Below are 26,859 nucleotides of genomic sequence, written 5' to 3'. Positions count from 1 at the left end.
TATCTTTTATTTTATAAATTTATTAACACTCATTGGTAAAAAGATTTCTCTTTCATTTTCTTCTAACTTTTGGCCAATTTTACAATCAATTGTTACAAGAAAATTTCTGTCGCTAAATCTAGCAACTAATCTTTTGTCATTTCGTCTTATACTTAACATCTTAAATGCATTGTCGGGAATTATTCCCTTAAGTTGTTTAAATACGTTTTCGTCAAAGTCAAAAGTCACCATATAGGTTTCTTCGTTCACAATCAAACCTCCTGAAATAGAATACTGATCTGGGTCTAATTGTGTGATTTCCATTATTGGAATGTCAGGAAATATTAAACTATGAAAGCTTTCAAAACCCAGCCTTTTAAGATGTAAACCCAAGTCTTTTGCGAGTTTATTGTAATCTACCGTAAATACATTATCCGGAGCAAGTATGCTTTTAAGTGGTTCCCAAAATCGGGGAATACTAATTAACGGGAAATGAAGTAAAGGTTCAGGTTTTTGTATATCATAAAGAACAAACTCTTTTCCGTTACAAAGCGCAAAAAAACTAACTCTCACTTCACTATGAATTGCGTATGAGTATGCTTGTTCAACGTGTTTTGATTTAATAATCTCTTCATTTGGTGATTTTGCGTCAAGTATCCACGCAGCTTTTCCATTCACTTCAAACAAATAGTCTGGAATTATATATATGTTTTTACGTTTTGAACCAATCGAAACAAAAGGGTGGATTAACTTTCTGCTTCTTATTATTTGATTGGGCTTATCTGCCGAATATCCGAGTCCACGGATTATTGGGATTATGAGTTCCTCTCTGACAGAATCTTCTTGAAATTCAGGATTTTCAAGGTTGTCAAAATTAAACCCCTCAAGTATGTTAAATAGTTTTTCTGATGCCATGTAATTCCAACTTCACCTGAATTTACCCTAACTTTTCGTGTACGGTGTCGTAAGCACCTGCAAGGAGCCACTCACTTTAGGACACTTTGTTATCTGCTTTTTTTCTATTATAAATTACTTTTATTTTTCCAATTTGCACCTCTAAGTCTTCGGCTTGAGGTAGTTCCTCCATGTTTAATCTTCTCTCAGGACTAAATGACTTTATTTTGACGAACATCTCTCTAATTGGGTCGTCAAACTCGGTCTTAAACCTTGCTTGAGACTCTATCAATTGATACCAAGAACTCCAAGCTACAGTCTTATCTATAATCTCCATTCCAGTAAAATTCATTTGATTTCTTGAAATGACAAAGCAACAAATATCTTTTATGTCAATCTTTTCTTTTAAGTACTTGTTAATTTGAAGTGAATTGATAATAGTCTTACTTGTGTTACTTGTAACCCATTTTTTCATTTTTTCAACCCACTCATTAGCTTTAGGAAATAAGTTGCTCATTCTACTATATCTTTCGGTCATATCCTTGGCAAATGGATCTTGCCACTTTAATTGGAATATCCCCAGTGTACCTGTTTTACTATCAAATATTACAGCGTCAATATCGGTTCTTATGCCATTCGAAGATATATTTACTCCTCGGGGTATTTTTATAATTCGCTTATCAGGAAAGAACATAAATAGTTCTTTCCTAAACCTATCTTCCCTTTGGTTAACCGCCTTGTCGTAATCACTTCTGTATTTTCTTTTTAGTTCTCTATTTAACAACGAAAATGGATTGCTGAGACAACCTGCTACAGATCTTATTGTAAGATTTTCTGAAACTTGAAAATACATAGGGGGTGGAGTAGCAGGATATTCTAAATAATAATCGAAATTTTCCTTCGATAAAGTTAGACAAGAAAAGATTTGTTCAATTTCATTTTCACTTACTTCAAGGTATTTCGAAAACTGTTTAATTGTCTTGTCCTTAAAATAGGTGTAAGACAAAATATTCATTAAGTCAACCTTTGGGTTTGATTTAACAAGTTCCAAACAGGCTTCCACATGCATTAAAGCGGTACCTGCTATTAACTCTATCATGTCTACATATTTCCAATATTCTATCCCACCAAATTTGTCCTTAGTATCAAAATCATCATAACCTTGTAATCTTAAAACATGATAATGCCCTAGTTGATTGTAGTATTCATCAATTTCAGGAGTCGTTTCATAACTGATCATTTTCCCGTCGGGATTCCTAATTATACTCCTTAATTCGGATTTTATTTTTTCTTCTTCAAATGGTTTGTCTTGTTTCTTTCGTTCTATTATTCGCTCGACAATTTGTTCTTTGAAAAAATCAAAACTCATTTGATCATACTGCTCAATTCCTGTAACTTCATGTAGGTATGAAAATGTGAAAACATTTTCTCTAGGGTTACTTATTGATATGAGTCCCGCTTTCTCGTAAGACAGGAGTTGTTTACAAAATTCGATTCTTCCGCTAAATGAAATATTGGAATCAGTCCAAGAAATCATTTCATCATTCATCAAAGGGAATGGTTCATAGACACTTATGTCGATTTTGTCATAATACTGTTTGAGAATTGGTGCCCATCCATAATTATAAAACTCTCGGAATTCGTCTACCTGTTGTTTAGTCCAACCATCTCTTCTATGAAACAATGGGAATATAAAGTCAATCCTTCGAACTATATTCTGAATTGCCCAATAACTTGGACCTCTGAAACTGTTTTTAAGAATCTCGGATTCTTCGTCAATCTTTTTCTTTAAGAGTTCGCTTGGTGTCATTTATTGTAATTGTATATACACGGAACTTTCTTGGTTATTCTGTTAAATTGGTTAGCTATGCCCAAGTTTTGTATACCATCATCCAGAATAGTTTGCTTTTATATTTTCGAATATATTTAATATAAACATTATTAGTCATCAAATGGGATATTGAAGCTCGTGTTATTTATTTGCATATGATTCAATCAGTCATATGACTATTAACTTATAATAGTCTTTAATATATTATTTGTCAGTTTCACTTTTCAACAAAAGTTTTGCAAGGCATAGAGTTATAGGTTGATTTAAGGATTAATAATTTAGCTTTTTAAATAGGAAACAAATAGCTTGAATATTATTACTATTTTTATAGATAGTTAAGCACATGAAAATTGTGTTCAAAAGTTGTTTTTTGCTTTCCGTGTTCTTAACGGGAATACCTTCAAGATTACAGTTGTAAAACAATGATTTTCAAATAGATAAGATTTTGTCGGTGATTCAGTCATTCCGACGAACCACCATTTTGGCAGAAACAAAGCACTGTTAATTGTATGATTATCAGTGTTTTTTGTTTTTTATGAATCCATCTGATATCATTTGAATCCAAATTTTTGGTGTGCAATAAGGTTGTGCACACCAGTACACAGATTGTTGTAATTTTAGGTATGGACAATTGAGGTCAAGCACATAATGAAATTTCCGTAACTATTGGACATCAATAAAAAGACCCATGTACCTTTATGGTCAAAAAGTTTCAAACGCCATGATAAATACTGAACAGAAATTAAAGGAAAGGGTCAAAGAGTTGACCTGTCTCTACGAGGTCACTTCAATTATCGTGAATTCCGGATATGACGAACTGTCCACTTCCCTAGAAGCCATTGCCTATTGTTTGAAAAGAGGGTGGCAGGTTCCTGAAGATGCCGAGGCAGCAGTGTCCATAGGTACTTATCAAGTGCAAACCAGTGGTTTCAATGAGCAAATGACCTGCCTATCTTCCGATGTCATTGTGTTCAATAAGGTAGAAGGTGCCATATCCGTAGGCTATCCAGCTTCAGCCTACACCGATGACGACTTTCTTCCTGAAGAAAGGACCCTGCTCAAAAATGTATGCCTTGCCGTCGGGAACCTTATGGAACGCAAGCAGATCCATGATAGCGAAGCGGAAACGAAAAGACAAATGGAACGAAATGATCGTTTGCATATCATGGGAGAGATCACTGCCGGAATAGCCCATGAACTCAATACCCCCTTGGCCAATATTTTGGGATTCGCAGAATTATTGCTGGATGAAACTACCGATACGGGAACCAGAAGGGATTTACAAACGATTTTGGACAATGCCATCTTCAGTAGGGAAATCGTCAAGAAATTGATGTTCTTTACCTGTGAAATGCCACAACAGATGGAATTGGTCGAGCTGAACAGGGTAATGGACAGTGTGATACGTCTGATGGGACCTTCCCTGAGGGCAAAACAATTATCGGTCACCAAATCCTACAACAGCGACGATTTACGGATTCGGGCCAATACCGTCCAATTGACCCAGGTCATGTTCAACCTGATTATGAACGCGGCCTACTACTCCCCCGTACGCGGGGAGATCAAAGTAGAGATCCTTAATGAAAAGCAAAAGATTGTCATTAATATTATCGATCAAGGGGAAGGCATTGCACCCGGCCAGGAAAACAAGGTGTTTGAACCTTTTTATACCACTAAACCAATCGGGGAAGGGACCGGTCTTGGCCTGAGCGTCGTACATGGCATCATCAAAAGTTATAAGGGCACCATTGCACATAGGCCCAATGTGCCAAAAGGTACTATTTTTACCATGGAGTTTCCAAATTGACGCCTATGCCATTGAACAAAGAGAACATTCTTATCGTAGATGATGATATCAAGATTTTAGAACTGTTGGCAAGAAGGCTCAAAGAGTTCAACTACCATGTTTTTAAGGCGATATCGGTTAAGGAAGCCTTGTTTATACTTAAGGATACCCCCATAGACTTGTTGATTACGGATATTCAAATGCCAGAAGTCGATGGCATTCAATTATTGAAGTATGCCAACGAACATTATCCCAACATGCCAAAATTGGTGGTTACCGGATACCCATCCGTTGACGGCGCCTTGGAAGTAATCAAGTCGGGTGCCATGGACTATATGACAAAGCCCTTTACAAAAACAGAACTGAAAATGGCCGTGGAAAGAGGGTTGGAACATGGGAGAGCGCACCAAGCATCCCTTGCAACTATTCCATCCCGAAACCAAAACCTACCGTTCAATGAGATGGTGGGCAATTCCACCGCCTTCAATCAAGTACTTACTATTATAGACAGGGTGAAGGATAACCGGGCAACGGTATTGATACATGGTGAGAGTGGCACCGGAAAGGAATTGGTGGCACGGGCCATCCATTATTCGGGAAAATACAGTAAAGGACCCTTTATTGCGGTGAACTGCGGGGCCATTCCGGACAACCTGCAAGAGGCGGAATTATTTGGATATACCAAGGGAGCTTTTACAGGAGCAGACCAAAACCGCAATGGTTTTTTTCAGGCTGCATCCGGGGGCACGCTTTTCTTGGACGAAATAGGGACCGCCTGTTTGGATGTGCAGACCAAATTATTGAGAGCATTGCAAGAAAAAGAAATTACCAAGATCGGTTCCAGAACTATGGAAAAGGTCGACCTCCGTATTGTTGCGGCCACCAATATGGATCTTTTGGAAGAAATCAGGAAAAAAAATTTTCGGGAGGATCTCTATTATCGTTTGACCGTTGTGGAAATCAAGGTTCCTCCCCTTCGGGACCGCAAATCCGATATCCCTTTACTGGTGGATAAATTCCTCCAAAAATACGGTATGGAGTATAGGGACCGTTTGCTGCGGATCGATCCCGAGGCTTTAAAAATATTGGAACGTTATCCTTGGCCGGGAAATATAAGGGAACTTGAAAATGTGGTACAACGAGCGGTCATCATGGCGGATGGCCCGATCGGTGTCAAAGACTTACCGGACTTTTTAAAATATGATATAGACTTTCCCGAAGAGGAGTTCATGCCCTTAAGGAACATGGAAAAAAAATATATCAAACGGGTACTTGTACATACCAAGGGGAACAAGACCAGAGCTGCAGAGATTTTACAGATCAGTCGAAAAACGCTTCGCGACAAGCTCGATTGATTCGGTCAACTTCTGACCAACTGGGTAGAAATCTCCCGATATTCATTTTTTAATCTTTTTTGTTGAATTACGTTAATCACTGTTAATCAGTGATATACATCAAATTTATTTCTTTTTGTCTTCTAGGGCATGCCATTTGCCATTTAGTGTACCAAATAGTTTTGAGTCGACTGGGCAGATGTATAATTCTCTCAGATTACTGCAAAATAAAATCATTGATGATGGTTGGGCATCCTTTGAGATATGGAAACCTAGTTGTGGAAAGACATGACTTTTTGATTATCAAAAAGTATATGCAACAGCACCAGGGTTTAAAAGATTATATCCATGGAAATGTATCGGCCTTATTGGAGGAAAATTTACAGGATGCCATTATTGCGGACGAAAAGAATATGTCAAGCGAAATTGCAAGGTTGTATCCCATTCATTGATTAAAAAAACAGAAACCATAAAAAAACAGTTCCATGAACGAATTTGTACGGAGCATATGTTCAACCTGCATTCACAGATCGTATTGCGCTTTGAGCAAAAAAAGAACCCATATCAATCTATGTAATGAATACCATCACTATCTGGAAGATATTAAAGAGCCCATTATAGTGATTTCGGATGAAATGTATTAACAAACAAATAGCAGGTACACGGTACCCTATAAATATTTTAATATGACAACAACATTAACATCAAAAAAAAAGCAGCCAAAACAAGGGATGTTGAACAACGTTATGCGCCAGTTCAACAATGCAGCGGATATTATTGAGCTGAATACCAACATTAGAAAGATCCTTGAAGTGACCAATAGTGAATTTATAGTTCATTTTCCAGTGCGAATGGACAATGGAGCGATAGAGATTTTTACGGGCTACCGTGTACAGCACAATAATGCATTGGGCCCCTACAAGGGGGGCTTGCGTTACCACCCTACGGTAGATATCGATGCCGCTAGGGCCCTGGCCATGTGGATGACCTGGAAAACCTCCTTGGCCGGTTTGCCCTATGGTGGGGCCAAGGGCGGGATACAATTGGATCCCACCAAATATTCCCAAGATGAATTACAACGGATCACCAGAAGGTTTACATACGCCCTTGGTGACAATATTGGACCGGAGTTGGATATCCCTGCGCCCGATGTAAACACCAATCCTCAGACCATGGCCTGGATTTTGGATACGTACATGTCCACCAAATCTCCCAATGAACGCTCAAAGAATTTGCATGTGGTCACGGGCAAACCTATCGGTGCCGGTGGTTCCGAAGGAAGGGACCGGGCGACGGGTTATGGTGTTTTCTTGACCATTAAGTTTTGGGCGGAACACAAGAACATTGCCTTAAAAAATAAAAGGTTCATTGTACAAGGATTTGGTAATGTAGGATATTGGGCGGCCCATTTTCTAAAGAAAGAAGGGGCAATCCTTACCGCTGTTCAGGATGCCTATGGAAGTATCTACAACGAAGCGGGCATTTCTCCAGAGGATCTCTTGGATTATGCAAAGGCAAATAAGGGAAGTATATCGGGCTTTGCGGGGGCAAGTCCCATAGACAATACCGAGTTCTTTGGTTTGGACTGTGACATCTGCATCCCCGCTGCTTTGGGCAACCAGATCACGGTAAACAACGCTACAATGATAAAGGCTAGCCTGATTGCGGAAGGTGCCAATGGACCGACCGATGTAAAGGCGGAGGAGATCCTTTTGAAACGAGGTATTGATATCATACCGGATATCCTGTGCAATTCAGGTGGCGTAATAGGCAGTTACTTTGAATGGTTGCAAAACCGCAATGGTGAAATATGGCATTTGGACGAGGTATTGGAGAAACTGGAAAGAAAGATGCGGGAATCGTTCAACAAGGTCGTGCAGAAAACAAAAACACAAAAAATGGATATGCGCACAGCGGCCTTTGTCATCGCAATAGAGCGACTTGAAGATACCTATGTCCAAAGGGGTATATTTCCATAATGGACTTAAAAAATGTAAGGGTATTGCTGGAAGTAAAGCAGCGAAATCCATAATACTTTATAATTGATACTATGAAATACGGTAGTTTGTTAATTGAAAAAAAGGAATATGTCCTTCTCAAAAAGTTGATGAACCTTTCTGGATACCATAAGGACAATACATGGAAGAAATCGATAAAGAAGTTAATGGAAGAAATGGAGACGGCAATGATTTTGGATGAGGATGATATGCCCAAGGATGTCATACGGTTCAATTCAAATGCCACCATTGTTTCTGAAAATGGATGGCATAAAAAATTCAAGTTGGTATTACCTAGCAAAAGCGATGTCAAGAACAATTGTATATCCATATTGACCCCTATGGGGGCTGCCGTAATGGGCTACGCCAAAGGGGATTCCATTGTTTGGGAATTTCCATCGGGTAAGCAGAAACTGACCATTGAGAATGTTGAACAAGAAAATGAGTCCATCAACATAAACATGGTATTATGAAATCAGTGAACAGACCCTACTTTCATGAATCCATAAGCCAGATTATCAGTAAAAAGGACAAACTGGAAATAACCAATTGGACCGAGACCATGGAAGGGATCAATGAAGAACTGCAGTACTTGATCCAATTGGAAAAACGTTTGTTGGGGAATCCGTCCATGCACCAAAGGCTTTTGGTGATCCAAAGGGAGAATCAACTTCGATTGGGAACATTGTACCGCTACGAACAGACCATGGTGAACGCCATCGAATGCGATACTATGGAATGTGATGCCTATTACCTCAATACCCATGAGAAAAATCGAGATGGTTATATGGCCCATATAAAAAGCTATTCACAAATTAAATTGTTGTTGCTCTCCAAGATTTTGGAACGCTTCAACAGAAAACCTCAATAGTGAACTGATCAGCGGATTGAACAAATTTCAAAACATAGAATGATAGGCTTCAAGCATTAATTGTAGAGCCATGGTCGTCAATTATTGATAATGGGCAATCGGTACGCTCGAGATGTCACATAAATAATAATGAGTGGCTCCAAGAAATAAAGACTGATTTTCCAAAAGGAAGATTTTAGATGTGTAAGCGATTCTGTTCCGAAAATATCTGCACTATTGGTTCATTAGATAAACAATCAAAACATTTATGAAACATTTTTTTTCCAACTTTAAAGGAGATTTATTTGGTGGTATTACCGCGGGCATTGTGGCCCTTCCCTTGGCACTGGCCTTTGGTGTCAGTTCGGGTATGGGTCCCAGTGCCGGGTTGTACGGTGCCATATTCATCAGTTTTTTCGCAGCCTTGTTTGGCGGCACCAATACCCAGATATCCGGACCTACGGCGCCTATGACCGCCGTTAGTATGGTCGTCGTTGCAGGCATTGTGGCCATGAACGATGGTGATCTCGAGAAAGCATTGCCGGCCATTTTATTGGTGTTTCTATTGGCGGGGCTACTGCAGATCATATTGGGACTTGCCGGGCTTGGAAAATACATTCGCTATATTCCGTACCCTGTAATTTCAGGCTTTATGACGGCCATTGGGATAATTATTCTTGTCACCCAAATGTTACCTTCCATAGGCTATTACCCAAAAGAGGATGCAGCATTTGTGGATCAATTTAGACCTCGGGCGGAAGAGGTTATTCTCAAGAATATTCTCAATGAGGAATCGAACGAAGGAATACTGGTTCTCGAAGATTTTCAAGAAACCCTGGTTAGGGCGGGGGAGGTCTCTGAGGAAAATATCCTGAAAGAAGCCCAAACCTTGGCCAATAAAGATGCTTCCGGGGTCATCGGTACTATTAAGGTATTACCAAGGGCATTGCAACGGATAGATTGGTTGGAACTTGCCCTGGCCCTGGCCACTATTGTGATTATCTATGGTTTTAAAAGAATTACCACGGCCATTCCCAGTGCGTTGGTGGCACTACTGGTCGTATCAGGTGTGGCCTATGGGTTTGAACTTGATTATAGACCGATACAACAAATACCAGGCGGTTTTCCCGTACCACATTTTGATATTTTCAGCGAATTTGAGCTAGCGTCCATTACCCCTTATATTTTTACGGCCTTGACCTTGGCATTATTGGGTGCCATTGATTCTTTATTGACATCCGTGGTTGCCGATAATATGACCAAGACCCAACACAAACCGAACAAAGAATTGATGGGGCAGGGCATTGGAAATAGCATTGCCGCAATTTTTGGGGGAATACCTGGTGCCGGAGCGACCATTCGTACTGTGGTCAATATCAATGCAGGCGGGAAAACGAGGTTGTCGGGGATGATTGCAGGGATTCTTTTGCTCATCATATTGTTGGCCTTGGGACCGATAGCATCCAAAATACCAGCAGCGGTACTAGCCGGGATCTTGGTGACCGTAGGTATCGGGGTAATAGATTACAAAGGACTGAGAGCCGTACCTTATTTGCCCAGGGATGTCAAGTTCGGACCTTTCAAGTTAAGTTCTGAAGTGTTGATAATGTTTGTAGTCATGGTGTTGTCCTCTATTTGGAACCTGGTCTATGCCGTAGGTATCGGGTTAGTGATCGCTTCCTTGATGTTTATGAAAAAAATGGGAGACTTAACGGCTAAACGATCTGATGTCAAAACCTTGAAAGAGGAAAAGGGTTGGGCGGATGAGGTCAATTTTCCGGAAGACCTTAAAAAGGAAGTATTCATTAAACATTTGAAAGGCCCTTTGTTTTTTGGGTTTACAAGCGAGTTTCAACAATTGGCCAAGCAAATCCCGAAAACGGCCTCCACGGTGGTCATCCGAATGGATCGTATGCAGTATTTAGATCAATCTGGACTATATACCCTTGAAGATGTATTGATGGACCTGAAAAATGCGGGCGTTACTTTACTTTTTGTACATGTTTTGGAACAGCCCAAGTATATGATGGAGCGGGTTAAATTGATTCCTTCCTTAATTCCTGAGGACCAAATATTCGATGATTTTGAAGCATGTACCTCCTACATTAAGAAAAATGCATAGGGGGTAGGATATCACTGAAAGTTATCCAATGGAGTATTACATTCGGGTTGACCAATTCTGGAGGATACTTTTGATCAAGTAAAGACAACGGTTCCGGTTGCCAAAGAATAGGCTATCGTTGCTATAATCCCTATCAATAGAATTGCTGAAGAAATGAGGAGTAACCGTTGTTTTTTTGCTATGGTCTTTCCCAAGAAATAGAGGTCAACCACCATTTCGTCGTAAATAGTTTGTCCACTATCCATTATTCGGTTCAACTCATGTTTGAATTCGTCAAGGGATTGGTGAGCAAAGTTTTCCGCATAGAGCGTTCCCTTGTAGTTGCTCTGCTCAAATTCTTTACCGATATAGCGATGGGGCAGCATGCTCAAGATGGCAAATATCATGGATAGCAAACTACAGATGACCAAAATTCTTGTGCCTACGGATATGGTGAATTCTTCGTATGTCGGTACTATGAACAAGGCACCCAACAACAGGGAGGAAATGATGGAATTGACCGTAAGCATGATCCTGGCTTTATTGTCCACCATCTTTAAAAGATTGTAATGGTTGCGGGACAATGTGCGGAAAAGGGTCTGTACCCCACGGGAGTCATATTTTTTCAGTTTTTCCATCCGTTGATCCCTTACCGTGGCTTTCTCGGATGTTGATTCGGTGTTTTTCATAATGTTCATTGTTGGTTCACAAATGGCACAATTGATGGACCTCGGACAACACCTCTATGGTTTTTCCGGAAGAAAGGTGTAGCTCTTTTAAAATTCCTGGTTGTTGTTCGATTTCCATGGTTAGGATGACACCCCTATCAAGAAGTTGACGTTTTTCTTGTTTGGACAAGGTGGTCAGTGTGGTGATGGGATAGAGTCCAAATTGGTCCACATGTCTAGGAATCCCATTGTTCTTGGGATGATCCCAACTCAATAGGGTCAACCCGATGCAATTTCCATAATTGATGGCATCTGTGGTGAAACGGGTATTGGTGACCAGCCAACCTTGCTTTAAATGGGTGTTTTTGGCTGGATCGGAGTTCCATTTTTTTTGTATATCCAAGAACCTTGAATTGATGTACAGAGGAACCTTGACATTACTGGAGCGTTTGCTGTCGGAATGGAACTTACATTCAATGGCATAGACATTGCCCTGTTTTTCCGCCAACACGTCTATTTCGTGTTCTACGCATGCACCCTTTAGGACAACACTTACCGTGGTCTTATATCCTTTGTGTCTTAAAAGGGCACCGACCATACGTTCAAACGGATAGCCTGTTGGCCCAAGGTCAAAAATGGCCCGCTTCAAGCTGTATTTGGACGCTCGGACACGATTTGTTTTTTTTAAAAAGGAAAATACCCTTCTGTGGATCTCATCGGTCGAAATCCCATCATAGATCCAAGGCTCAAGATGAGCGACAACAGCAACAATTTCTTCCGATGTGGCCCCACATTTTTGAAGGGATTGTTCCAATTTAGCGATTGAAAAGCGCTCCAGTTCCCCGGAATATTTCCTTACTTTAAATGTTTGTCGCTCCATACTTTTTTCTTTAAAATCGTAGTACCTCGGTCATGATGCCAAAACGGACGACATCGAGACGGTGTTGGAAATAGATGTTGTAATAATCCGTACCGTGGTAGTATTCCACAAAAAATCCAATGTCCTCCAAAAAATTGGGATGGTAGTATAGGGTCAATCGAGTATGCAATCTTTTGATAGTGAATGGATCCCAGTCGTTGAAGTTGTCCGCGAACCAAGTGGCTTGCAATTTTAGGGAGAAGTCCGCCTTGATGGAACCGCGCGGTCCCATTCTTACCGGTAGCTTGTACGCATAAAAGGCGTTGTGCCAGCGCAAACCGCTATATTGTCCTTGAAGCTCCTCAAGCATCCAGCTTTTCGGATGGATTTCCAAGGATGTCTTGAAGAATTTTGTCGCATTCATAGCCTTATCATAGGACGTATTGATCAGCCCCAGTTCAAAATAATTGGTGGCAAAGTTTCCCGACTCCAAGTTGATATTGCCATCCGTGTTGTAAAAGCCCCCATTTTGACCATTCGAGTGATGGGCCAACTTTCCAAATAGGGCCATTCGAGTGCCGGTATTACCATCGGTCACCAAATAGTATGCGGCGATTTGAGGGGTATAGCTAGGAGTTTTTACCGGATAGGAAACGTCATTGTACATCCGAATGATAATCTGAGGTGTCAATACGCCCATCAATTTTGAGTCCATACGTTCCCGTATGATAAAACTGGGGCTGATATTGGCCTCGAACATCAAGGGTTCCAGATTCCCAATGTCCATCGGAAATGTAATATAACTTTCCCTTTGGTTAACCAAGGCGACTTTGCTCAGATCCATATCGGGCCAATCCTTGTCCTGTCCATATATGGCTAGGAAACAACAACAAAACAAGACCGATATTGAATTGGAAAGCCGCATCTATTTATAGATCATGTTCACTACGATGACACTGTCCTTGACCAGTACAAAACTAGCCCTGTCGAAGTTGGGACGATTGGACAGGCCAATCGTTTTAAAATTGGAAAAACCAATTCCTTCCTTGGGCAATAGCAATCCCATTTCAATTTTGCCGTCCTTGTTTTCATCATGAAGCACACTGATGGCATAGGTGCCCAGTGGAAGGTCGGAAAAGGTTGTTGAAGACTTTCCGTCGGATATGGCAGACGTCCTTATTTGATGATATTTTTTGAACTTTTGATCGGGAAGTGAACCTTCATGATCGTACAGTGCGTATTGAACCAGACCCTTGGAATTTCGTAACCCTTCCACCTTTACGGTCAGTGAAGGGTTTATAGGGGAAGGTGTTCGATCAAAAGAGATGAATGTGGACAGTACAAACAATATAAAGCTGATAGTGAGTATGTTTTTCATAACTGGGTTTTTGTTGAAACATAAGTGCCCAAGGCAAAGAACAGCGTAAGTACTATTCTTAGGAACAGGGCAATAATGGTTTTGTCCTCAAACTGCCCCCCATTCAAAATATGGCTGAATAGACCAAAAAATGCGCCTACTAGGATAAATAATGCCAACATCATTGGAATAATGGACCATCTTTTATGGGAAAACAATCCGATAAGGGATAGGGTATAGAGGCAACCACTCAGGAAGTTGCTCCAAATGACCAAAGGAACATAGTAGCCTTGTTGTTCGCGTATTCCAAAAATATCCAATAGGATGGAAGCACTGAGGAATAGCGTAATGGTTGTGAACAAGATCAATCCGGTTAACGTAATGGATCTGATAACGCGCTTTGTTTTCATGGTGATACACTTTTGAAGATTCCTTTGATCTTTTGTTCCCCAAACCACCATTTTGGTTTTTTGGGTTTACGGGTCAGGTTGAACTTCTTGATCGCATGGGTCTTGATATGTTCCATCATTTCTTCAATGGAGTCCGTTACAAAGAGCAGTTCCATATCCGCTGATCCAATGCTCTCGTTGGCTGCCATCAATTGGATATGGTTGCAGAGCTCACTGTGGTAGTCCGACCCAAATATGACCACAGGAAAATCCTGTATCATTTTGGTCTGTATCAGGGTGAGCGCCTCAAAAAGTTCATCCAGTGTTCCAATCCCCCCGGGCATGACCACAAAAGCATAGGAATATTTCATCAACAGGAATTTCCGTACAAAGAAATAGGGGATATTGATCCATGTATGCAGATAGGGATTGGGCTTTTGTTCAAAGGGTAGGATGATATTGCAGCCAACGGAATATCCCCCTGCCTCAAATGCACCTTTGTTCGCAGCTTCCATGATGCCCGGACCACCACCGGTCATGACAGTAAACCCTAAATTGGCAAGAGCGGCCCCCACTTGTTCCGCTTGTACATAATACGGGTTTTCGGGTTCAAAACGGGCAGAGCCGAATACGGTCGCACAGGGCCCCATAAAGTGCATCTTCCGAAATGCCTTGATAAAACTGCGCTGCACCCGAAAGGTGAAGGCGAGCTCCTTGAACCGGGACAAGGGCCCCTTGAGAAATTTGGATTCCGTCCGTTGTAAAGGATGAATAGGTTCTTGCATCAGCTAACTTTTTTATAGCTCCATACGGCCATGGCATTCATGACCAGGGCATAGAAGGTTGTTTTGATAAGTTGAGGGAGAATATCATAAAACCCTGAACCCTTTAGCATGACCATACGCATAATCTCCACAAAGTATTTGATAGGATTGAATTCGGTCAGTAGTTGGGCCCATTTGGGCATGCTCTCGATGGGTGTGAAAAGACCGCTCATCAAAATGAAAATGACCACAAAGAACCATGCGATGAACATGGCCTGTTGTTGTGTGTCCGTAAAATTGGAGATGAAGAGACCCATCCCCAAAATGACAAGGAGGTATATGGAGGTGTATAGATACATCAGGGGCAGGCTTCCCAACATGGGGGTAGCAAAGATGAGTTTGGCCAATACCAAACCGATCGTCAATAGGCCCATACCAATGACCCAAAAAGGAAAAAGCTTCCCAATGATAAAGTGATGTTTTTTAATGGGAGTGACATTGATCTGTTCCAAAGTGCCTATTTCCTTTTCCCGGACAATGTTCATTCCCGATAGGAACAAGGTGATCATGGTCACCAACAATACCAGGATTCCTGGAACCATAAATGTCTTATAGTTAAGGGTCTTGTTGTACCAGAAAAGCGGGATGCCTTCAATTTGGACTGGTTGTACCTTGTTTGTGGACCTTTGAACCAAATCAACGGCCAGGTTCTTATTGAATGTTTTTACAATCTGATTGATATAGACATTTTCGACACCGGCAGCGGCCCCGTCAATGGCGTTTATGGTCACACCCAGATCGATATTTTTGTCCTTCAACAGATCGCGTTCAAAGTGCTCAGGGATTGTGAAAACCACATCGACCTCTCCTTGCAACATGGCGGATTCCCCTTCTTTAGCATGTGAAAATATGTGGGAGACATCAAAAAAAGTGGAAGCACGGAACTTATCGACCAAGGCCCTCGAAGTATAGGTGTGGTCATTATCTATATAACCAAAGGAAATATTGTTGATTTCGTAGGTGGCCGCATTGGAAAGAATGACCAATTGTAGCAACGGCAATATGAATATAATGGGCAGCATGCCTTTATTTCTAAAGATCTGCCTGAATTCTTTGTTTATGATATATAGGATTACCCGCATGTTATTCTAATCGTATTTTATATTTTTTTACACTTAAACCAATGAACAGCAGGGTCATCCCAAAGAGCACCAAGGTCTCTTTCCAAACAAAATGGATACCCACGCCCTTGAGCATAATGCCCTTTACAATAATGATAAACCACTTTGCAGGGACTATGTTACTGATCAACTGAAGGGGAAGGGGCATGCTGGAAATGGGAAAAATAAACCCCGACAACAGGATGACCGGTAACATCAATCCCATCAAGGATATCATCATGGCCGTTTGTTGGGTTGCAGAGATGGTGGAAATCAAGATGCCCAGTGCCAAGGAGGTGACAATGAACAATACACTCTCAAGGCCCAATAAAACTAAGCTGCCATTTACGGGAACATGGAATACAAAAATGCTCAATAGAACGATGGCAGCAGCATTGATGATGGAAAGAAAAATATAGGGAAATACCTTGCCGATGATGACTTGAAAGGGATTCAAGGGAGACACCAACAAAATTTCCATGGTACCCAATTCCTTCTCCCTGGTAATCGAAATAGAGGTCATCATGGCCGATACCAGCATAAGAATTACGGTCATGACCCCTGGCACGAACATATAGACACTTTTAAGTTCGGGGTTATAGGCCATTCTGGATTGGGGAAGAATCTGATATTCAAGTGTGATGGCCCGATTTTGTTCTTGTTGATAGTTGGATAGTATGGAGTTGATATAATTGCTTATGGTGTTGGCCACATTGGGGTCGGTGGCATCTGTCACAATTTGAACTTTGGCGGTGTGTTCTTTGACCAATTTTTTACTAAAATCTTTTTCGAAATAAAGCACGGCCTTTACCTTGCCCTTTTTAAACACATCTTCTATTTCGGCTTCTTCCTTTACAATTTGAAGGATGCTGAAGTACTTCGATTCAGAAATCTTGGAAATGATCTCTTTTGTTGAGGTATCCTGAGATCGATCCAAAATGGCGATATCCACATTATTGATTTCATTGGTAATGGCAAAGCCGAACAACATGATTTGGGCCACCGGCATGCCGAATAGGATGAACAGGGATCGTTTATCCCTGAAAATGTGGAAAAATTCCTTTTTTACAAACCCTATAAACCGTTTCATATGATACGTTGTTTAACTTCTTGCCAATTTTAAGAACACATCGTTCATGGATTCAGAACGATAGTGGTGCTTTAAGTTTTTTGGGGTGTCCAATGCCTCGATACGGCCATCGACCATAATGGATACCCTGTCACAGTATTCCGCTTCATCCATATAATGTGTTGTGACAAAAATGGTGGTGCCATTATTGGCCGCTTTATAGATCATTTCCCAGAACTGTCTCCGGGTAATGGGGTCGACCCCGCCAGTGGGTTCATCCAAAAAAACAATTTTGGGATCGTGCAACATGGCTACGGAGAATGCAATTTTTTGTTTCCATCCCAACGGCAATGAGCCGACGAGACTTTTGGCTACTTTCTCCAAGCCCAGTTCTTCAATGAGTTGGTTTGATTTTTGGGAAATCCTTGCTTTGGACAGGCCATAGATGCCGCCAAAAAATCTTATGTTTTCTTTTACCGTCAAATCATCATATAACGCAAATTTCTGACTCATATATCCAATGGTCTTCTTGATGCTTTCTGTCTGCGTGTATACATCGAACCCCGCCACATGGGCCAAACCCGAACTCGGGGCCGATATGCCTATTAACATTTTCATGGCAGTGGTCTTGCCAGCTCCATTGGCTCCCAAAAAACCAAAGATCTCCCCTTTTTTTACATGGAAACTGATATTGTTGACCGCCGTGAAATCACCAAATACCTTGGTAAGCCCTTCAACCTGTATTACTGTATCTTCCATCATTGTTTTGCCAATTCCATAAATGTGTCCTCGATCGTAGCCTTTGTCTTTTCGATATGTATATCTTCAAGACCTTCCGTTTCCAGATAATTCTTAAGGGCCTTGGGATTAAAATCATCCCTGCGATCCGTATAGTGGATATATTCGCCAAAGGGAAACACACTGTGTTTATGGGCATAGGTGTTTAATTTCTCTATCAATAGATATGTGTTGTTCGCTCCAATATTGTAAATAGGTTTGGGATAGTGCTTTACAATGGCCTCCGGTGTATCGATTTCCAGAATTTTTCCATCCTGGATGAGTGCTATTCGATCACAGAGTGCAGCCTCATCCATATAGGGGGTCGAGACAAGAATGGTTATTCCTTTTTCTTGCAGTCTTTTGAGCATTTCCCAAAACTCTTTACGTGAAACGGGGTCCACACCTGTAGTGGGCTCATCCAAAAAAAGCACCTTGGGCTTGTGTATCAAAGCACAGGAAAGTGCCAACTTTTGTTTCATCCCCCCCGATAATTTACCGGCTCTACGATTTTTGAAAGGTTCTATCTGTACATAGATATCCTTGATCAGGTCATAATTCTCGGTAATGGTCGTACCAAAAATGGTGGCAAAAAAATTGAGGTTTTCTTCAACCGTTAGGTCTTGGTATAGGGAAAAGCGCCCTGGCATATATCCCACATGTTTCCGTATGGCCTTGAAATCTTTAATGATATCATAACCTGCTACTGTTGCCATACCCTTGTCCGGTAGGAGCAAGGTAGTCAGGATTCGAAAAAGGGTTGTTTTTCCTGCACCATCAGGCCCGATGAGCCCGTACAGTTCCCCTTGGTCGATATCCATGGATATGGTATCCAAAGCGGATACCTTTCCGTATGTTTTACTTATATTTTCGATTACAATGGACATAGGCGTGGCTTATAATTTTTGGAACAAGCTTGTTCCATACTATTTATTTAAAAAAGTCATTATACATTTTGAGGTGCTGTTCTATATTTTGGGTCAATTGTCTACCTGATTTCTCATGGGTCAAGTTTTGCAGGGCCTCAATTTTTTTTATCAATGGATAAAGCCATATATGTAGGTTGTCATGGGATGGACCGGTCATGGTACATTCCTTTACAATGGTATTTTTAAGGTCGTTGAGCTCATTTCCCAATTGCTGATATTCGGAAATGGAACGAGGAGCTGTATGATCAATGATCGACCGCATCTTGGAAACCCCTATAGTGGTCTCTACGTTCGCTTGCCATTTGGATCCTTGGTCCAGTTGGATCTCATCGGTCCATGCATCGTGGGACCCCGGAACGTTTGGGGAGGCTTCCTCAACCTGGATTTGATCTGGGTTGCTTTGGGAATCGGAATTTTGCTTGTTCGGGTTATTTTTACAGGAATGAAGGAAAATGGTTGTTAAGCTCAACAGTACCACCATACTTCTCCAACCCCTGGCCGATAGACTTGGTTTTTTGAAGGAACTCCATTGGATGAGCAAGAACACCAGTACCCAGATAATAACCCGAACTTCCATGGCGTGAATACTTTCTACAGCAACATCAGGAACAAAAAAAATGAGAAAGGTCAGGATAGAGCCATGTGACAGAAGTATCAAGAGCACAAATTTCGGACTTGACTTTAATCCTTTCCATAGGAGAGTTGCCACCAGTAATGATAGGGCACCTAACACAACATTATAGACCAATAGGCCTTTAAGGGTGGTGTGGGCGACTTCTTGGATGCCCAATAGTACCAAAGTTCCCATTAACAGTGAAATGGAACCTAACAAGAACACTAGGGTTACTGCAATAACATCTCGTAGTTTCATGACATGTTTTTTTAATTAATAAATCAATCTTCAATCCACATCTCGGCGGGCATGCCTATTTTAAGACTTCCATCATTGTTTACTTTTATCTTCACGGCATACACCAAATTCACCCGTTCTTCCTTGGTCTGTATAATCTTGGGTGTGAACTCCGCAGATGCGGATATCCAGGATACCCTGCCTTCATACGATTTCATTGAATCCACATCATCGATTTTTACCGTGACTGGTTGACCAATCTTTATGTTGGACAACTGTGTTTCACTGATATATACCCGGAGTTCCATTTCATCAAGGTTGGCCATTTTGAACAAGGGCTTTCCAAAGACGGCGACTTCACCAGGCTCGGCATATTTGACCAGTACCGTGCCGTCCAATGGACTTTTTACAATGCTTTTTGCAATTTGGTCCTCAATTTGTTCAATCTGGACCTCAATGCCCTTGACTTCGTTGATGATGGGGGCGTTCTGGGTCTCGACGCTCTTGATCTGTTGCTGGAGGATGCGTACCTTGCCCTGGATGTCGTCCAATTGCTTTTGGGTGGCCGCATTTTCCTTGATCAAGCTTTCGATACGTTCTTTGTCATTTTGGGCCACTTTTAATTCCTCCTGAAGTATCTCTCGTTGGGATAGCACGTTTCTTGATTTTGAGAAAATGGTGTTTTTTGTGGCTTTCAATTGATTGCGTTTCAACGATAATTGAATGGTATCAATGACGCCGACAACTTCATTGTTTTGAAGTAGGTTTCCTTCTTCAATATTTAAAAATTGAATTTTGCCATTGGCCTCAGCGGAAACCGTAGTTTCCGTTGCTTCAAAATTTCCATAACCATCTGCAGTGTCCCCTCCTCCGTTACAGGAGATCAAAGAAATTACCACGATGGAAATTGATAGTATGGATATGGCTTTTATGGTCTTTTGGACCCTAGTTACTGCTCTTTTCATAGGTACCTTGTGTAATTTGATATTGAATCTGGTTCAGTAGTTTTTGTGTTTTGTGTAGGGCAAGATTGCTCTTGGCTTCATATAAATTTGTAAACTCGGTGATATAGGCCGAGGAAGTGATCACCCCGTTCTTCAGTTGGGATTCGGCCGTCATGACCATTTTTTCAAATCGGGGAATGATCTGTTCATCATATTGGATCAGTTCCTCCATTTTGTCTATTTCCGATTGTAGTTTGACCAACTCCAAATTATTGTTGAGTTCAAAGGTTTCCTTTTGCGAGTCGACGAGGTCCCGGTTGATTTGTAAAGACTGTCGTTCTTTTCGGTTTTTGTTCCAATCAAAAACATCCCAGTTGAGTTTTACCCCGGTCATAAAAAAGGAGTTGAAGGTATTGTCTAGCATATTAAGCCCTGGATTCCCATACCCGCCTTGTGCAAAAGCACTGATTTTGGGAAGTTTGGACTTTGCCAACAGGTCCGTTGATTCATTGACCTGGGATTTCTGAAGCTCAAAAAGTAGGAGTTCCGGTCTTCTGGAAAGCTGTTCCGGAACCTCTGGATAAATCTCTGGCCGATGTAACACAACGTTTTGCTGCAGCTCGGTACCTATCAATAGGGAAAGTTGTTGGAGCAACTCGGTTTTTGACAGGACAAGTTCAGTATTGTTCTGCTGGATTTTGATGAGTTCAACTTCAAGTGCGTCCGCCGATGATGAAAGTAGGGTGCCATATTTCACTCCCGCGTTGACCTCTTCAAGCCGGGCGATCAATTGGGATTCCTTTGCCTTCAACAAATCCTGATTTTCCTGTAGTAGCAGTAAGGAAAAATACAGGTGGTTTACACGGTTTTTTAAACCATATAAAGAAACCTCCAGCTCCTGTTGCTCAATGGCCGACTTGGTTTCTTTGACCTTGACCGAAGCATCGATCACACCTCCATGGTAAATCAGTTGATTGGCATCCAAAGTCGTACGGTATTGGTCCTTATTTGGAGGGGCAATGGTACTATTGGGTAATTGACCATCAAGACTTGTTACTTCAGATTGATAAGTGGCCTGCCCATTGAGACTCAATGAGGGCAACCGATCTTTCTTGATGGCTTCAATATCAAGTCTTGCTTGGTCGGCCAGCATGGCGGACTGCTTTGCCAGGGGGTAATTGACTTTGACCAGTCGTAGACATTCATCCAATGAAATGGTCTGTTGAGCTTGTAATAAAAGCGGGATTATCAGGAAAAGCAATAAAAAAAAGTGCCGCTTTCTATGGATTGATTTCGCATCCATCGACGGTAATAAATATGAGGTGTCACTTAATCTGTTCATGATGCTTTGATAGTATTTATGATCATTTCGGGTATCAATTTTTTCCGTTCTTCCATATAGGTTTTGAAAGCAACTTCGTCAAGTCCTAAAATACCCGTTACCAATCCCTTGCCAATGAAGGGAAATGCGGTCAATGATATCAAGTTCAATAATAGTTGCTTCGGGTCAATGGGCCTGATGATGCCTTGTTTGATTTCTTCGGCTATTTGTTTTTCAAATACTGAGGGATCTGGAGTGATGTGATTGGCAAAGAATGTTTCTCCAAATTGGGGATTGATGTTCATCTCTTGAATGATAAACGTTGGTAAATAAGGGTTTTCGGCCACAAATGTGATATATCCATCCACAAAATCCCTGATTTTTTCAAATACGGGCTTGTCCGAATTGAAAATGGTATTCAAGTGGGGGGCCAGTTCTCCGAACGCTTGTAGAAAAACTGCTTCGAACAATTTTTGTTTGCTCCTGAAATAATAATGGAGCATGGCCTTGTTGATGTTCGCCTCGTCCGCGATTTCTTGCATACGCGCTGCAGCCAGTCCCTTTTTATAAAATACCAGTTTCGCGGCCTTTAAAATTGATTTTTCAGTTTCGGTGTGTATCATTTTAAATGTGTTAACCATCAAATTTAACCATATGGTTAATATTAAAAAAATAATTAACAGATATTTTGCAATTCATTGAAAAATAAGTTGTTGAAATATTTTGGAATCGAATATTTATTTAGTCGATCCCCAATCTTTTAAGGCATGTTTCTTTATAACTCTCACCAATAGGTATTCGAATGTCACCGATTATAATCTTGTTTCGCTGAATGGAAGTAATGGAAGCCACGTTAACCACAAAGGATCGATGTACCCGGAGAAATTGGTTTGCCGGTAACTTTTCCTTTAGTTGTTTAAAACTCATCAAGGTGAGTATGGGTTTCTTTACCTCGATCTTGACATGAATCCTCAAGTATTCTTTTAGACCCTGTACATATAAGATGTCGGAATATTTTAATTTGATGTTCTCATAGTCTGATTTAATAAATACAAATTGATCATCCCCTTTTTCAAGTCCCGTATTGGATGCCGTATATAGGGGGGATTTTTTCGAATCTTTTTTCAAGAGGTATATTTCCCTGGCACGGTTCACAGCCTTTACAAATCGTGCAAATGGAATGGGCTTGACCAAATAATCCACTGCATTCAGCTCGAATCCCTCGAGTGCATACTGGTGATACGCCGTGGTAACAATAAACAAGGGTTTCCGGTCCAGTGTCTTTACAAAATCCAATCCACTGATTTGGGGCATTTCAATATCTAGGAAAATCAGGTCCACTTCGGTACTCATCAACAATTCGGAGGCATCCATGGGATTGGTATATGTTCCAATTACATCCAGGTTTCCAATTTCTTCGCAATAGGAATTCATGATGTTTAAGGCCAAAGGTTCGTCGTCTATGATGATACATTTCATTTCAGTCCAGTGTTAAGTGTAGTTTAACGTTAAAGATACTACCTCCTTTATCGATTTCCAGGCTATGTAAATGAGGATAAAGGAGGTTTAATCTGCCCTTTACATTGTTCAGCCCGATTCCAGAATTGTTCTCGTCAATATTTCGATTGCCTTTTAAATTGGAAATGTTGAAAAAGAGATGGTTCCCGATGACCTGGATAACGATGTTGACCTCTGTTCTGCCATCATAATCGGTTCCATATTTAAAGGCATTTTCGATGAAGGTCATCATAATAAGGGGTGCAATCCTTTGCTTTTCATAGTCCCCCTTAATCTCTAAGTTGACTTTTTCACTATTGGAAAGACGTAGTTTTTGTAGGGAAACATAGTTTTTAATGTTTTCGATATCTTTCGACAATAATACCCTGTCCTGATTGGATTCATAGAGGGTGTAACGCATCAATTCAGAAAGAATAATGACCGCATTTGAGGCTTCATTGGAATTGTCCCGAACCAGGGAATAGATGCAATTTAAGGAGTTGAATAGGAAATGGGGGTTCAATTGGGCTTTTAAATATTCCAGCTCTGTTCTTGTTTTTCGGATATCCTTTTGTTGTAAAGATCTGTCCCTTATGTAAATATGTTTCATTAGGCGTACAATTCCCCCAAAGAGAAAGAATGCGGTCAACGCAAAGCCAATGACAACATAACGGATTTTATAGATGAAACTATCTGGGGACAAATCCAATTGATCGATCGGAATCAATGTTGGGATTTGAAGTGCCAAAACTTCAAAGCCGATTAGGAATGTGATAGAGATACCGATGTAGGCTAAAATTCGCTTTTTCAGTAAAAAATTTGGGACCAATAGCGCATAGTTGACATAAAAGAGCATTAGTGGAAGCAAAACCCTGACAAAAGCCACGGGGTGAAATTCACTGAATATGGAAAAGGAAATGAACAATGGGAATGATGCCAAACACAGCCAAGCAAAAAAGTGAATCAAGATTTCCTTAACCCTAAAGGGTTCTTCATAATTTCTAATTTTCATCTTGTCTGATCTTTTACCATGCGAATCCCAAGTTCAACCAATTCTTCATTGGTAATGTATGGCTTTTGGTTCTGAATTAATTTTTCAACAACGAGCTTGGCCGTTTTTTGAGCATCTTTCTTGGTTTTGAAAGGTTGCCTTCCAACCAGTCCTGGAATATGGTCTTGTTGAATGAACAAGGTGGAATCCAAGTAGATGCGATATGTCCAAGTGGAATCTTTGTTTTGTTTGACTTGCGAGTGGATGTATCCATCGTTTTGATGCGGTGCCCTTGCACAACCAAGGACAGACAAAACTAATATATATAGAAAAATGGATTTCATATTTGTTTAAAGGTTTGATAGTTAATCGGATGAACGGGTTCAATCATCTTCATCTTCCTCTTGAAAAGGGAAAAACTCCAGGGTATCATCCAAATAAAGGGTGCCTGATTTTCCAGTGGACAAGAATGCCTTGCCGCCATTATAAAAACCTACGGCACCTTCTCTAACCACACCTTCAAATGCTGTTTTTTCTTCCCAGTAATCCCTAGAGGGGTCATATTCCCAAACGCTGTTCATTGCACCTCCTATACCGCCTTTTCCTGTCGCAAGGTATCCATAGGTACCCATGTTGAAACCAACGGAGTTACTTCGGACAATGGAATAATCGTCCTCCTCATCTAAATCTAAAAGCGGAATCCACTTTTCGGAAGTGAGGTCAAAAGCCCAAAAGTCGGTCAAATACTGGCCATTGGTCTCCCCGGTACCAAAATAAACTTTGTCCTCTATTCTAAAACAAGTCGCATCCCGTCTTTTGTTTCCGCCAAAACCCACCAGTTCGATCCATTCATCAGATACAGGGTCATACTTCCAAAAATCCTTTTTGTCATTGTCCCCGTCATACCCTGTACCCACATATCCGAAGGTGTCGGAATTAAATGCAGTGGCACCTCTACGCGGAGTACCCGCAAATGGCGCAATTGAATCCCATGAGTTGGTAGCTACATTATATTTGTAAAAGTCGCCCAATTCATTGTCCCCATCATAACCCAGGCCTACATAACCATCGCCATTAAGGGTGAATCCAACGGCTGCACTCCGTTCAATCCCGGGAAAATCGGCAAGTTGCCTCCAAAAGTTGCCATCCATGTCATATACCCAAAAATCGTTTAAATAATCGTCCCCATCATAACCGGTTGCCATATATCCTTTGTTGGCCACTGTAAAAGACGCCGCATTCCCTCGTGGGATGCCATCAAGGACCGAACGGTCTACCCAGTTTCCCCATTCATCATCATCATCATTGGAACAGGAAATGGTACCGGTCAATGTAATGCCTGTCACGATAAGTGCGTATAATATAGTTTTTATCTTCATTTCTAAATTTTTAAATTTCATAGTCTTAGTTATGTATTTTGTAGGTTATTCCCATGGAAAGGTAAACGGATGGATCCGTGGCCAAATCATATAATATATTGTTATGGCGATCATTGATGGTAGCTGTGTTATCAATGAGATATCCAATTTTGATCACTGTATTCCATTGGGGCTGTATTTTATAGTGATATCCAATATTTAAATCAAATGCGTATTGTGAAAGCCTTACCGTTCCATAGGGTAGGTTGTTTGGTGTGTTTGGAGGTAAATGGATATTGGTGTATTCTCCGTTAAATGAGCCCGTGGACATGAGGTAATGTCGCTCATTTATCCTGTAATGTAGTGTTGAATGTGGATAACCGAGTTCAAGAGTTATCTTTTTGGACAAAGACTGTGCGTATGAGAAAAAGGGATACAAAAGAGGCCGCTCTCTTAAAATACCATATCCCAGACCAACTTTTAATTTTTGATATGGGGTGTCTGGACCGAAGCCGATTCCCAAAAAGATTTTTCCCGAATATTGGATTTCGGAGAAATCAATCGCCTCTTTAAAGTCTGAGGCAAATAAGGATGTAACATTCGCATTTAAATACCATTGTTGGGCCATTTTCCATGATGCACTCCCATTGACACCGATCCTATAGAGTTCATCGGGGTCATCTATGGTATAAGCTTTCGGGGCATCGTACAGGGTGAGGTATTGTTTTTGAAATTCAAATTTCATCCCATAGTCAAGGTTTCCGGTATTCCTCCGTAAATAATAAAAGTCAAGCATGTGTTGTGCCCAGGAAAAATTACTTTCCGATGGAACCACTTTGTACATATAATCAAAATTTGTTGTCACTTTTCTAGCTTGAGCTTCTATCCGTATGTTCATTGTAATAAGTATTAGAAAGCTAATCAAAATCTTACCCACCTGGATTTTTTGATAAAACTAAGGGTGGTTCGGCAGGTGAGGAAAAAAGATAAACCAAATGGAAAAAACTCTCAATGAATAGGGCATTTGACTCAATTACTCGATATAAATCCTTTCATATAGGTAATTCCCGGTTTGGTATAAATGATTGTGGTATTAGTTTATAATATTTCATAGAACGATAGCTTTAAGCGTCTTTTGACGAAAGTAATTTTAT

General features: G+C 40.8%; 28 protein-coding genes. 7 read left to right on the top strand and 21 right to left on the bottom strand.

What is annotated here, in order from left to right:
- Positions 1 to 6: 6 nt before the first annotated feature.
- Together MURRU_RS01095 and MURRU_RS01090 are read right to left on the bottom strand one after the other, a co-directional pair.
- The gene (locus MURRU_RS01095; RefSeq protein ID WP_014031561.1) at positions 7 to 894 is read right to left on the bottom strand and encodes a type I restriction enzyme HsdR N-terminal domain-containing protein; all 888 of its coding nucleotides are present in this window, start codon (positions 892 to 894) and stop codon (positions 7 to 9) included.
- Positions 895 to 970: 76 nt separating this feature from the next.
- On the bottom strand, positions 971 to 2,683 hold the full coding sequence (locus tag MURRU_RS01090; RefSeq protein ID WP_014031560.1) for a hypothetical protein: 1,713 nt from the start codon (positions 2,681 to 2,683) through the stop codon (positions 971 to 973).
- Between the two features lie 742 nt (positions 2,684 to 3,425).
- Between MURRU_RS01090 and MURRU_RS01085 the strand changes: the two genes are divergently transcribed.
- The 7 genes from MURRU_RS01085 to MURRU_RS01055 all read left to right on the top strand — a co-directional run bounded on the left by MURRU_RS01085 (position 3,426) and on the right by MURRU_RS01055 (position 10,793).
- Positions 3,426 to 4,511 (top strand): sensor histidine kinase, encoded by a 1,086-nt coding sequence (locus MURRU_RS01085; RefSeq protein ID WP_041801715.1) that lies wholly within the window; start codon positions 3,426 to 3,428, stop codon positions 4,509 to 4,511.
- Between the two features lie 5 nt (positions 4,512 to 4,516).
- Complete coding sequence (locus tag MURRU_RS01080; protein WP_014031558.1) at positions 4,517 to 5,845, top strand: sigma-54-dependent transcriptional regulator; 1,329 nt, start codon at positions 4,517 to 4,519, stop codon at positions 5,843 to 5,845.
- 218 nt (positions 5,846 to 6,063) lie between these two features.
- A complete protein-coding gene (locus MURRU_RS01075) occupies positions 6,064 to 6,276 on the top strand; it encodes a hypothetical protein (RefSeq protein WP_014031557.1) in 213 nt (70 codons plus the stop codon).
- Positions 6,277 to 6,510: 234 nt separating this feature from the next.
- Positions 6,511 to 7,803: a Glu/Leu/Phe/Val family dehydrogenase gene (locus MURRU_RS01070; RefSeq protein ID WP_014031555.1), complete on the top strand. Its 1,293-nt coding sequence runs from the start codon at positions 6,511 to 6,513 to the stop codon at positions 7,801 to 7,803.
- A gap of 71 nt (positions 7,804 to 7,874) precedes the next feature.
- On the top strand, positions 7,875 to 8,294 hold the full coding sequence (locus tag MURRU_RS01065; RefSeq protein WP_014031554.1) for a GreA/GreB family elongation factor: 420 nt from the start codon (positions 7,875 to 7,877) through the stop codon (positions 8,292 to 8,294).
- On the top strand, positions 8,291 to 8,692 hold the full coding sequence (locus tag MURRU_RS01060; protein ID WP_014031553.1) for a hypothetical protein: 402 nt from the start codon (positions 8,291 to 8,293) through the stop codon (positions 8,690 to 8,692). Before MURRU_RS01065 ends, MURRU_RS01060 begins: the two co-directional genes overlap by 4 nt.
- A gap of 247 nt (positions 8,693 to 8,939) precedes the next feature.
- Complete coding sequence (locus tag MURRU_RS01055) at positions 8,940 to 10,793, top strand: SulP family inorganic anion transporter (RefSeq protein ID WP_014031552.1); 1,854 nt, start codon at positions 8,940 to 8,942, stop codon at positions 10,791 to 10,793.
- 74 nt (positions 10,794 to 10,867) lie between these two features.
- On the opposite strand, the gene MURRU_RS01050 is transcribed toward MURRU_RS01055, so the two are convergent.
- The 19 genes from MURRU_RS01050 to MURRU_RS00960 all read right to left on the bottom strand — a co-directional run bounded on the left by MURRU_RS01050 (position 10,868) and on the right by MURRU_RS00960 (position 26,603).
- Positions 10,868 to 11,461 carry a Pycsar system effector family protein gene (locus MURRU_RS01050; protein ID WP_041801202.1) on the bottom strand — a complete coding sequence of 198 codons (594 nt, stop codon included), beginning with the start codon at positions 11,459 to 11,461 and terminating at the stop codon, positions 10,868 to 10,870.
- A 16-nt stretch (positions 11,462 to 11,477) separates the two neighbouring features.
- A complete protein-coding gene (locus MURRU_RS01045) occupies positions 11,478 to 12,320 on the bottom strand; it encodes a restriction endonuclease (protein ID WP_014031550.1) in 843 nt (280 codons plus the stop codon).
- A 10-nt stretch (positions 12,321 to 12,330) separates the two neighbouring features.
- On the bottom strand, positions 12,331 to 13,143 hold the full coding sequence (locus MURRU_RS01040) for a hypothetical protein (RefSeq protein WP_041801713.1): 813 nt from the start codon (positions 13,141 to 13,143) through the stop codon (positions 12,331 to 12,333).
- Positions 13,144 to 13,224: 81 nt separating this feature from the next.
- A complete protein-coding gene (locus MURRU_RS01035; protein WP_014031548.1) occupies positions 13,225 to 13,677 on the bottom strand; it encodes a DUF2141 domain-containing protein in 453 nt (150 codons plus the stop codon).
- Positions 13,674 to 14,066 carry a hypothetical protein gene (locus MURRU_RS01030; RefSeq protein ID WP_041801201.1) on the bottom strand — a complete coding sequence of 131 codons (393 nt, stop codon included), beginning with the start codon at positions 14,064 to 14,066 and terminating at the stop codon, positions 13,674 to 13,676. The genes MURRU_RS01035 and MURRU_RS01030 overlap by 4 nt, the downstream gene beginning before the upstream one ends.
- A complete protein-coding gene (locus tag MURRU_RS01025) occupies positions 14,063 to 14,830 on the bottom strand; it encodes an LOG family protein (RefSeq protein ID WP_014031546.1) in 768 nt (255 codons plus the stop codon). The genes MURRU_RS01030 and MURRU_RS01025 overlap by 4 nt, the downstream gene beginning before the upstream one ends.
- Complete coding sequence (locus MURRU_RS01020; protein WP_014031545.1) at positions 14,830 to 15,951, bottom strand: ABC transporter permease; 1,122 nt, start codon at positions 15,949 to 15,951, stop codon at positions 14,830 to 14,832. Before MURRU_RS01020 ends, MURRU_RS01025 begins: the two co-directional genes overlap by 1 nt.
- A 1-nt stretch (position 15,952) precedes the next feature.
- Complete coding sequence (locus MURRU_RS01015) at positions 15,953 to 17,059, bottom strand: ABC transporter permease (protein ID WP_014031544.1); 1,107 nt, start codon at positions 17,057 to 17,059, stop codon at positions 15,953 to 15,955.
- 12 nt (positions 17,060 to 17,071) lie between these two features.
- Positions 17,072 to 17,800: an ABC transporter ATP-binding protein gene (locus tag MURRU_RS01010; RefSeq protein WP_014031543.1), complete on the bottom strand. Its 729-nt coding sequence runs from the start codon at positions 17,798 to 17,800 to the stop codon at positions 17,072 to 17,074.
- Positions 17,797 to 18,702 (bottom strand): ABC transporter ATP-binding protein, encoded by a 906-nt coding sequence (locus tag MURRU_RS01005; protein ID WP_014031542.1) that lies wholly within the window; start codon positions 18,700 to 18,702, stop codon positions 17,797 to 17,799. The genes MURRU_RS01010 and MURRU_RS01005 overlap by 4 nt, the downstream gene beginning before the upstream one ends.
- A 43-nt stretch (positions 18,703 to 18,745) precedes the next feature.
- Positions 18,746 to 19,615, bottom strand: a complete 870-nt coding sequence (locus MURRU_RS17260) for a hypothetical protein (RefSeq protein ID WP_014031541.1) — start codon at positions 19,613 to 19,615, stop codon at positions 18,746 to 18,748.
- A gap of 23 nt (positions 19,616 to 19,638) precedes the next feature.
- On the bottom strand, positions 19,639 to 20,559 hold the full coding sequence (locus MURRU_RS00995) for an HlyD family secretion protein (protein ID WP_014031540.1): 921 nt from the start codon (positions 20,557 to 20,559) through the stop codon (positions 19,639 to 19,641).
- Positions 20,540 to 21,880, bottom strand: coding sequence for a TolC family protein (locus MURRU_RS00990; RefSeq protein WP_014031539.1), 1,341 nt, complete (start codon positions 21,878 to 21,880; stop codon positions 20,540 to 20,542). The genes MURRU_RS00995 and MURRU_RS00990 overlap by 20 nt, the downstream gene beginning before the upstream one ends.
- Positions 21,877 to 22,482, bottom strand: a complete 606-nt coding sequence (locus tag MURRU_RS00985; protein WP_148261460.1) for a TetR/AcrR family transcriptional regulator — start codon at positions 22,480 to 22,482, stop codon at positions 21,877 to 21,879. The genes MURRU_RS00990 and MURRU_RS00985 overlap by 4 nt, the downstream gene beginning before the upstream one ends.
- Before the next feature lie 118 nt (positions 22,483 to 22,600).
- The gene (locus MURRU_RS00980) at positions 22,601 to 23,338 is read right to left on the bottom strand and encodes a LytR/AlgR family response regulator transcription factor (RefSeq protein WP_014031537.1); all 738 of its coding nucleotides are present in this window, start codon (positions 23,336 to 23,338) and stop codon (positions 22,601 to 22,603) included.
- Position 23,339: 1 nt separating this feature from the next.
- A complete protein-coding gene (locus MURRU_RS00975) occupies positions 23,340 to 24,368 on the bottom strand; it encodes a sensor histidine kinase (protein WP_014031536.1) in 1,029 nt (342 codons plus the stop codon).
- The gene (locus tag MURRU_RS00970) at positions 24,365 to 24,691 is read right to left on the bottom strand and encodes a DUF4907 domain-containing protein (RefSeq protein ID WP_014031535.1); all 327 of its coding nucleotides are present in this window, start codon (positions 24,689 to 24,691) and stop codon (positions 24,365 to 24,367) included. The genes MURRU_RS00975 and MURRU_RS00970 overlap by 4 nt, the downstream gene beginning before the upstream one ends.
- Before the next feature lie 39 nt (positions 24,692 to 24,730).
- Positions 24,731 to 25,726: a Kelch repeat-containing protein gene (locus MURRU_RS00965; protein ID WP_014031534.1), complete on the bottom strand. Its 996-nt coding sequence runs from the start codon at positions 25,724 to 25,726 to the stop codon at positions 24,731 to 24,733.
- A 25-nt stretch (positions 25,727 to 25,751) separates the two neighbouring features.
- Positions 25,752 to 26,603: a DUF6268 family outer membrane beta-barrel protein gene (locus MURRU_RS00960; protein WP_014031533.1), complete on the bottom strand. Its 852-nt coding sequence runs from the start codon at positions 26,601 to 26,603 to the stop codon at positions 25,752 to 25,754.
- Positions 26,604 to 26,859: the final 256 nt, after the last annotated feature.

The sequence above is a fragment of the Allomuricauda ruestringensis DSM 13258 genome (assembly GCF_000224085.1).
GTDB classification, from domain to species: Bacteria; Bacteroidota; Bacteroidia; order Flavobacteriales; family Flavobacteriaceae; genus Flagellimonas; species Flagellimonas ruestringensis.
This window is presented reverse-complemented; position numbering and strand designations above follow the sequence as displayed.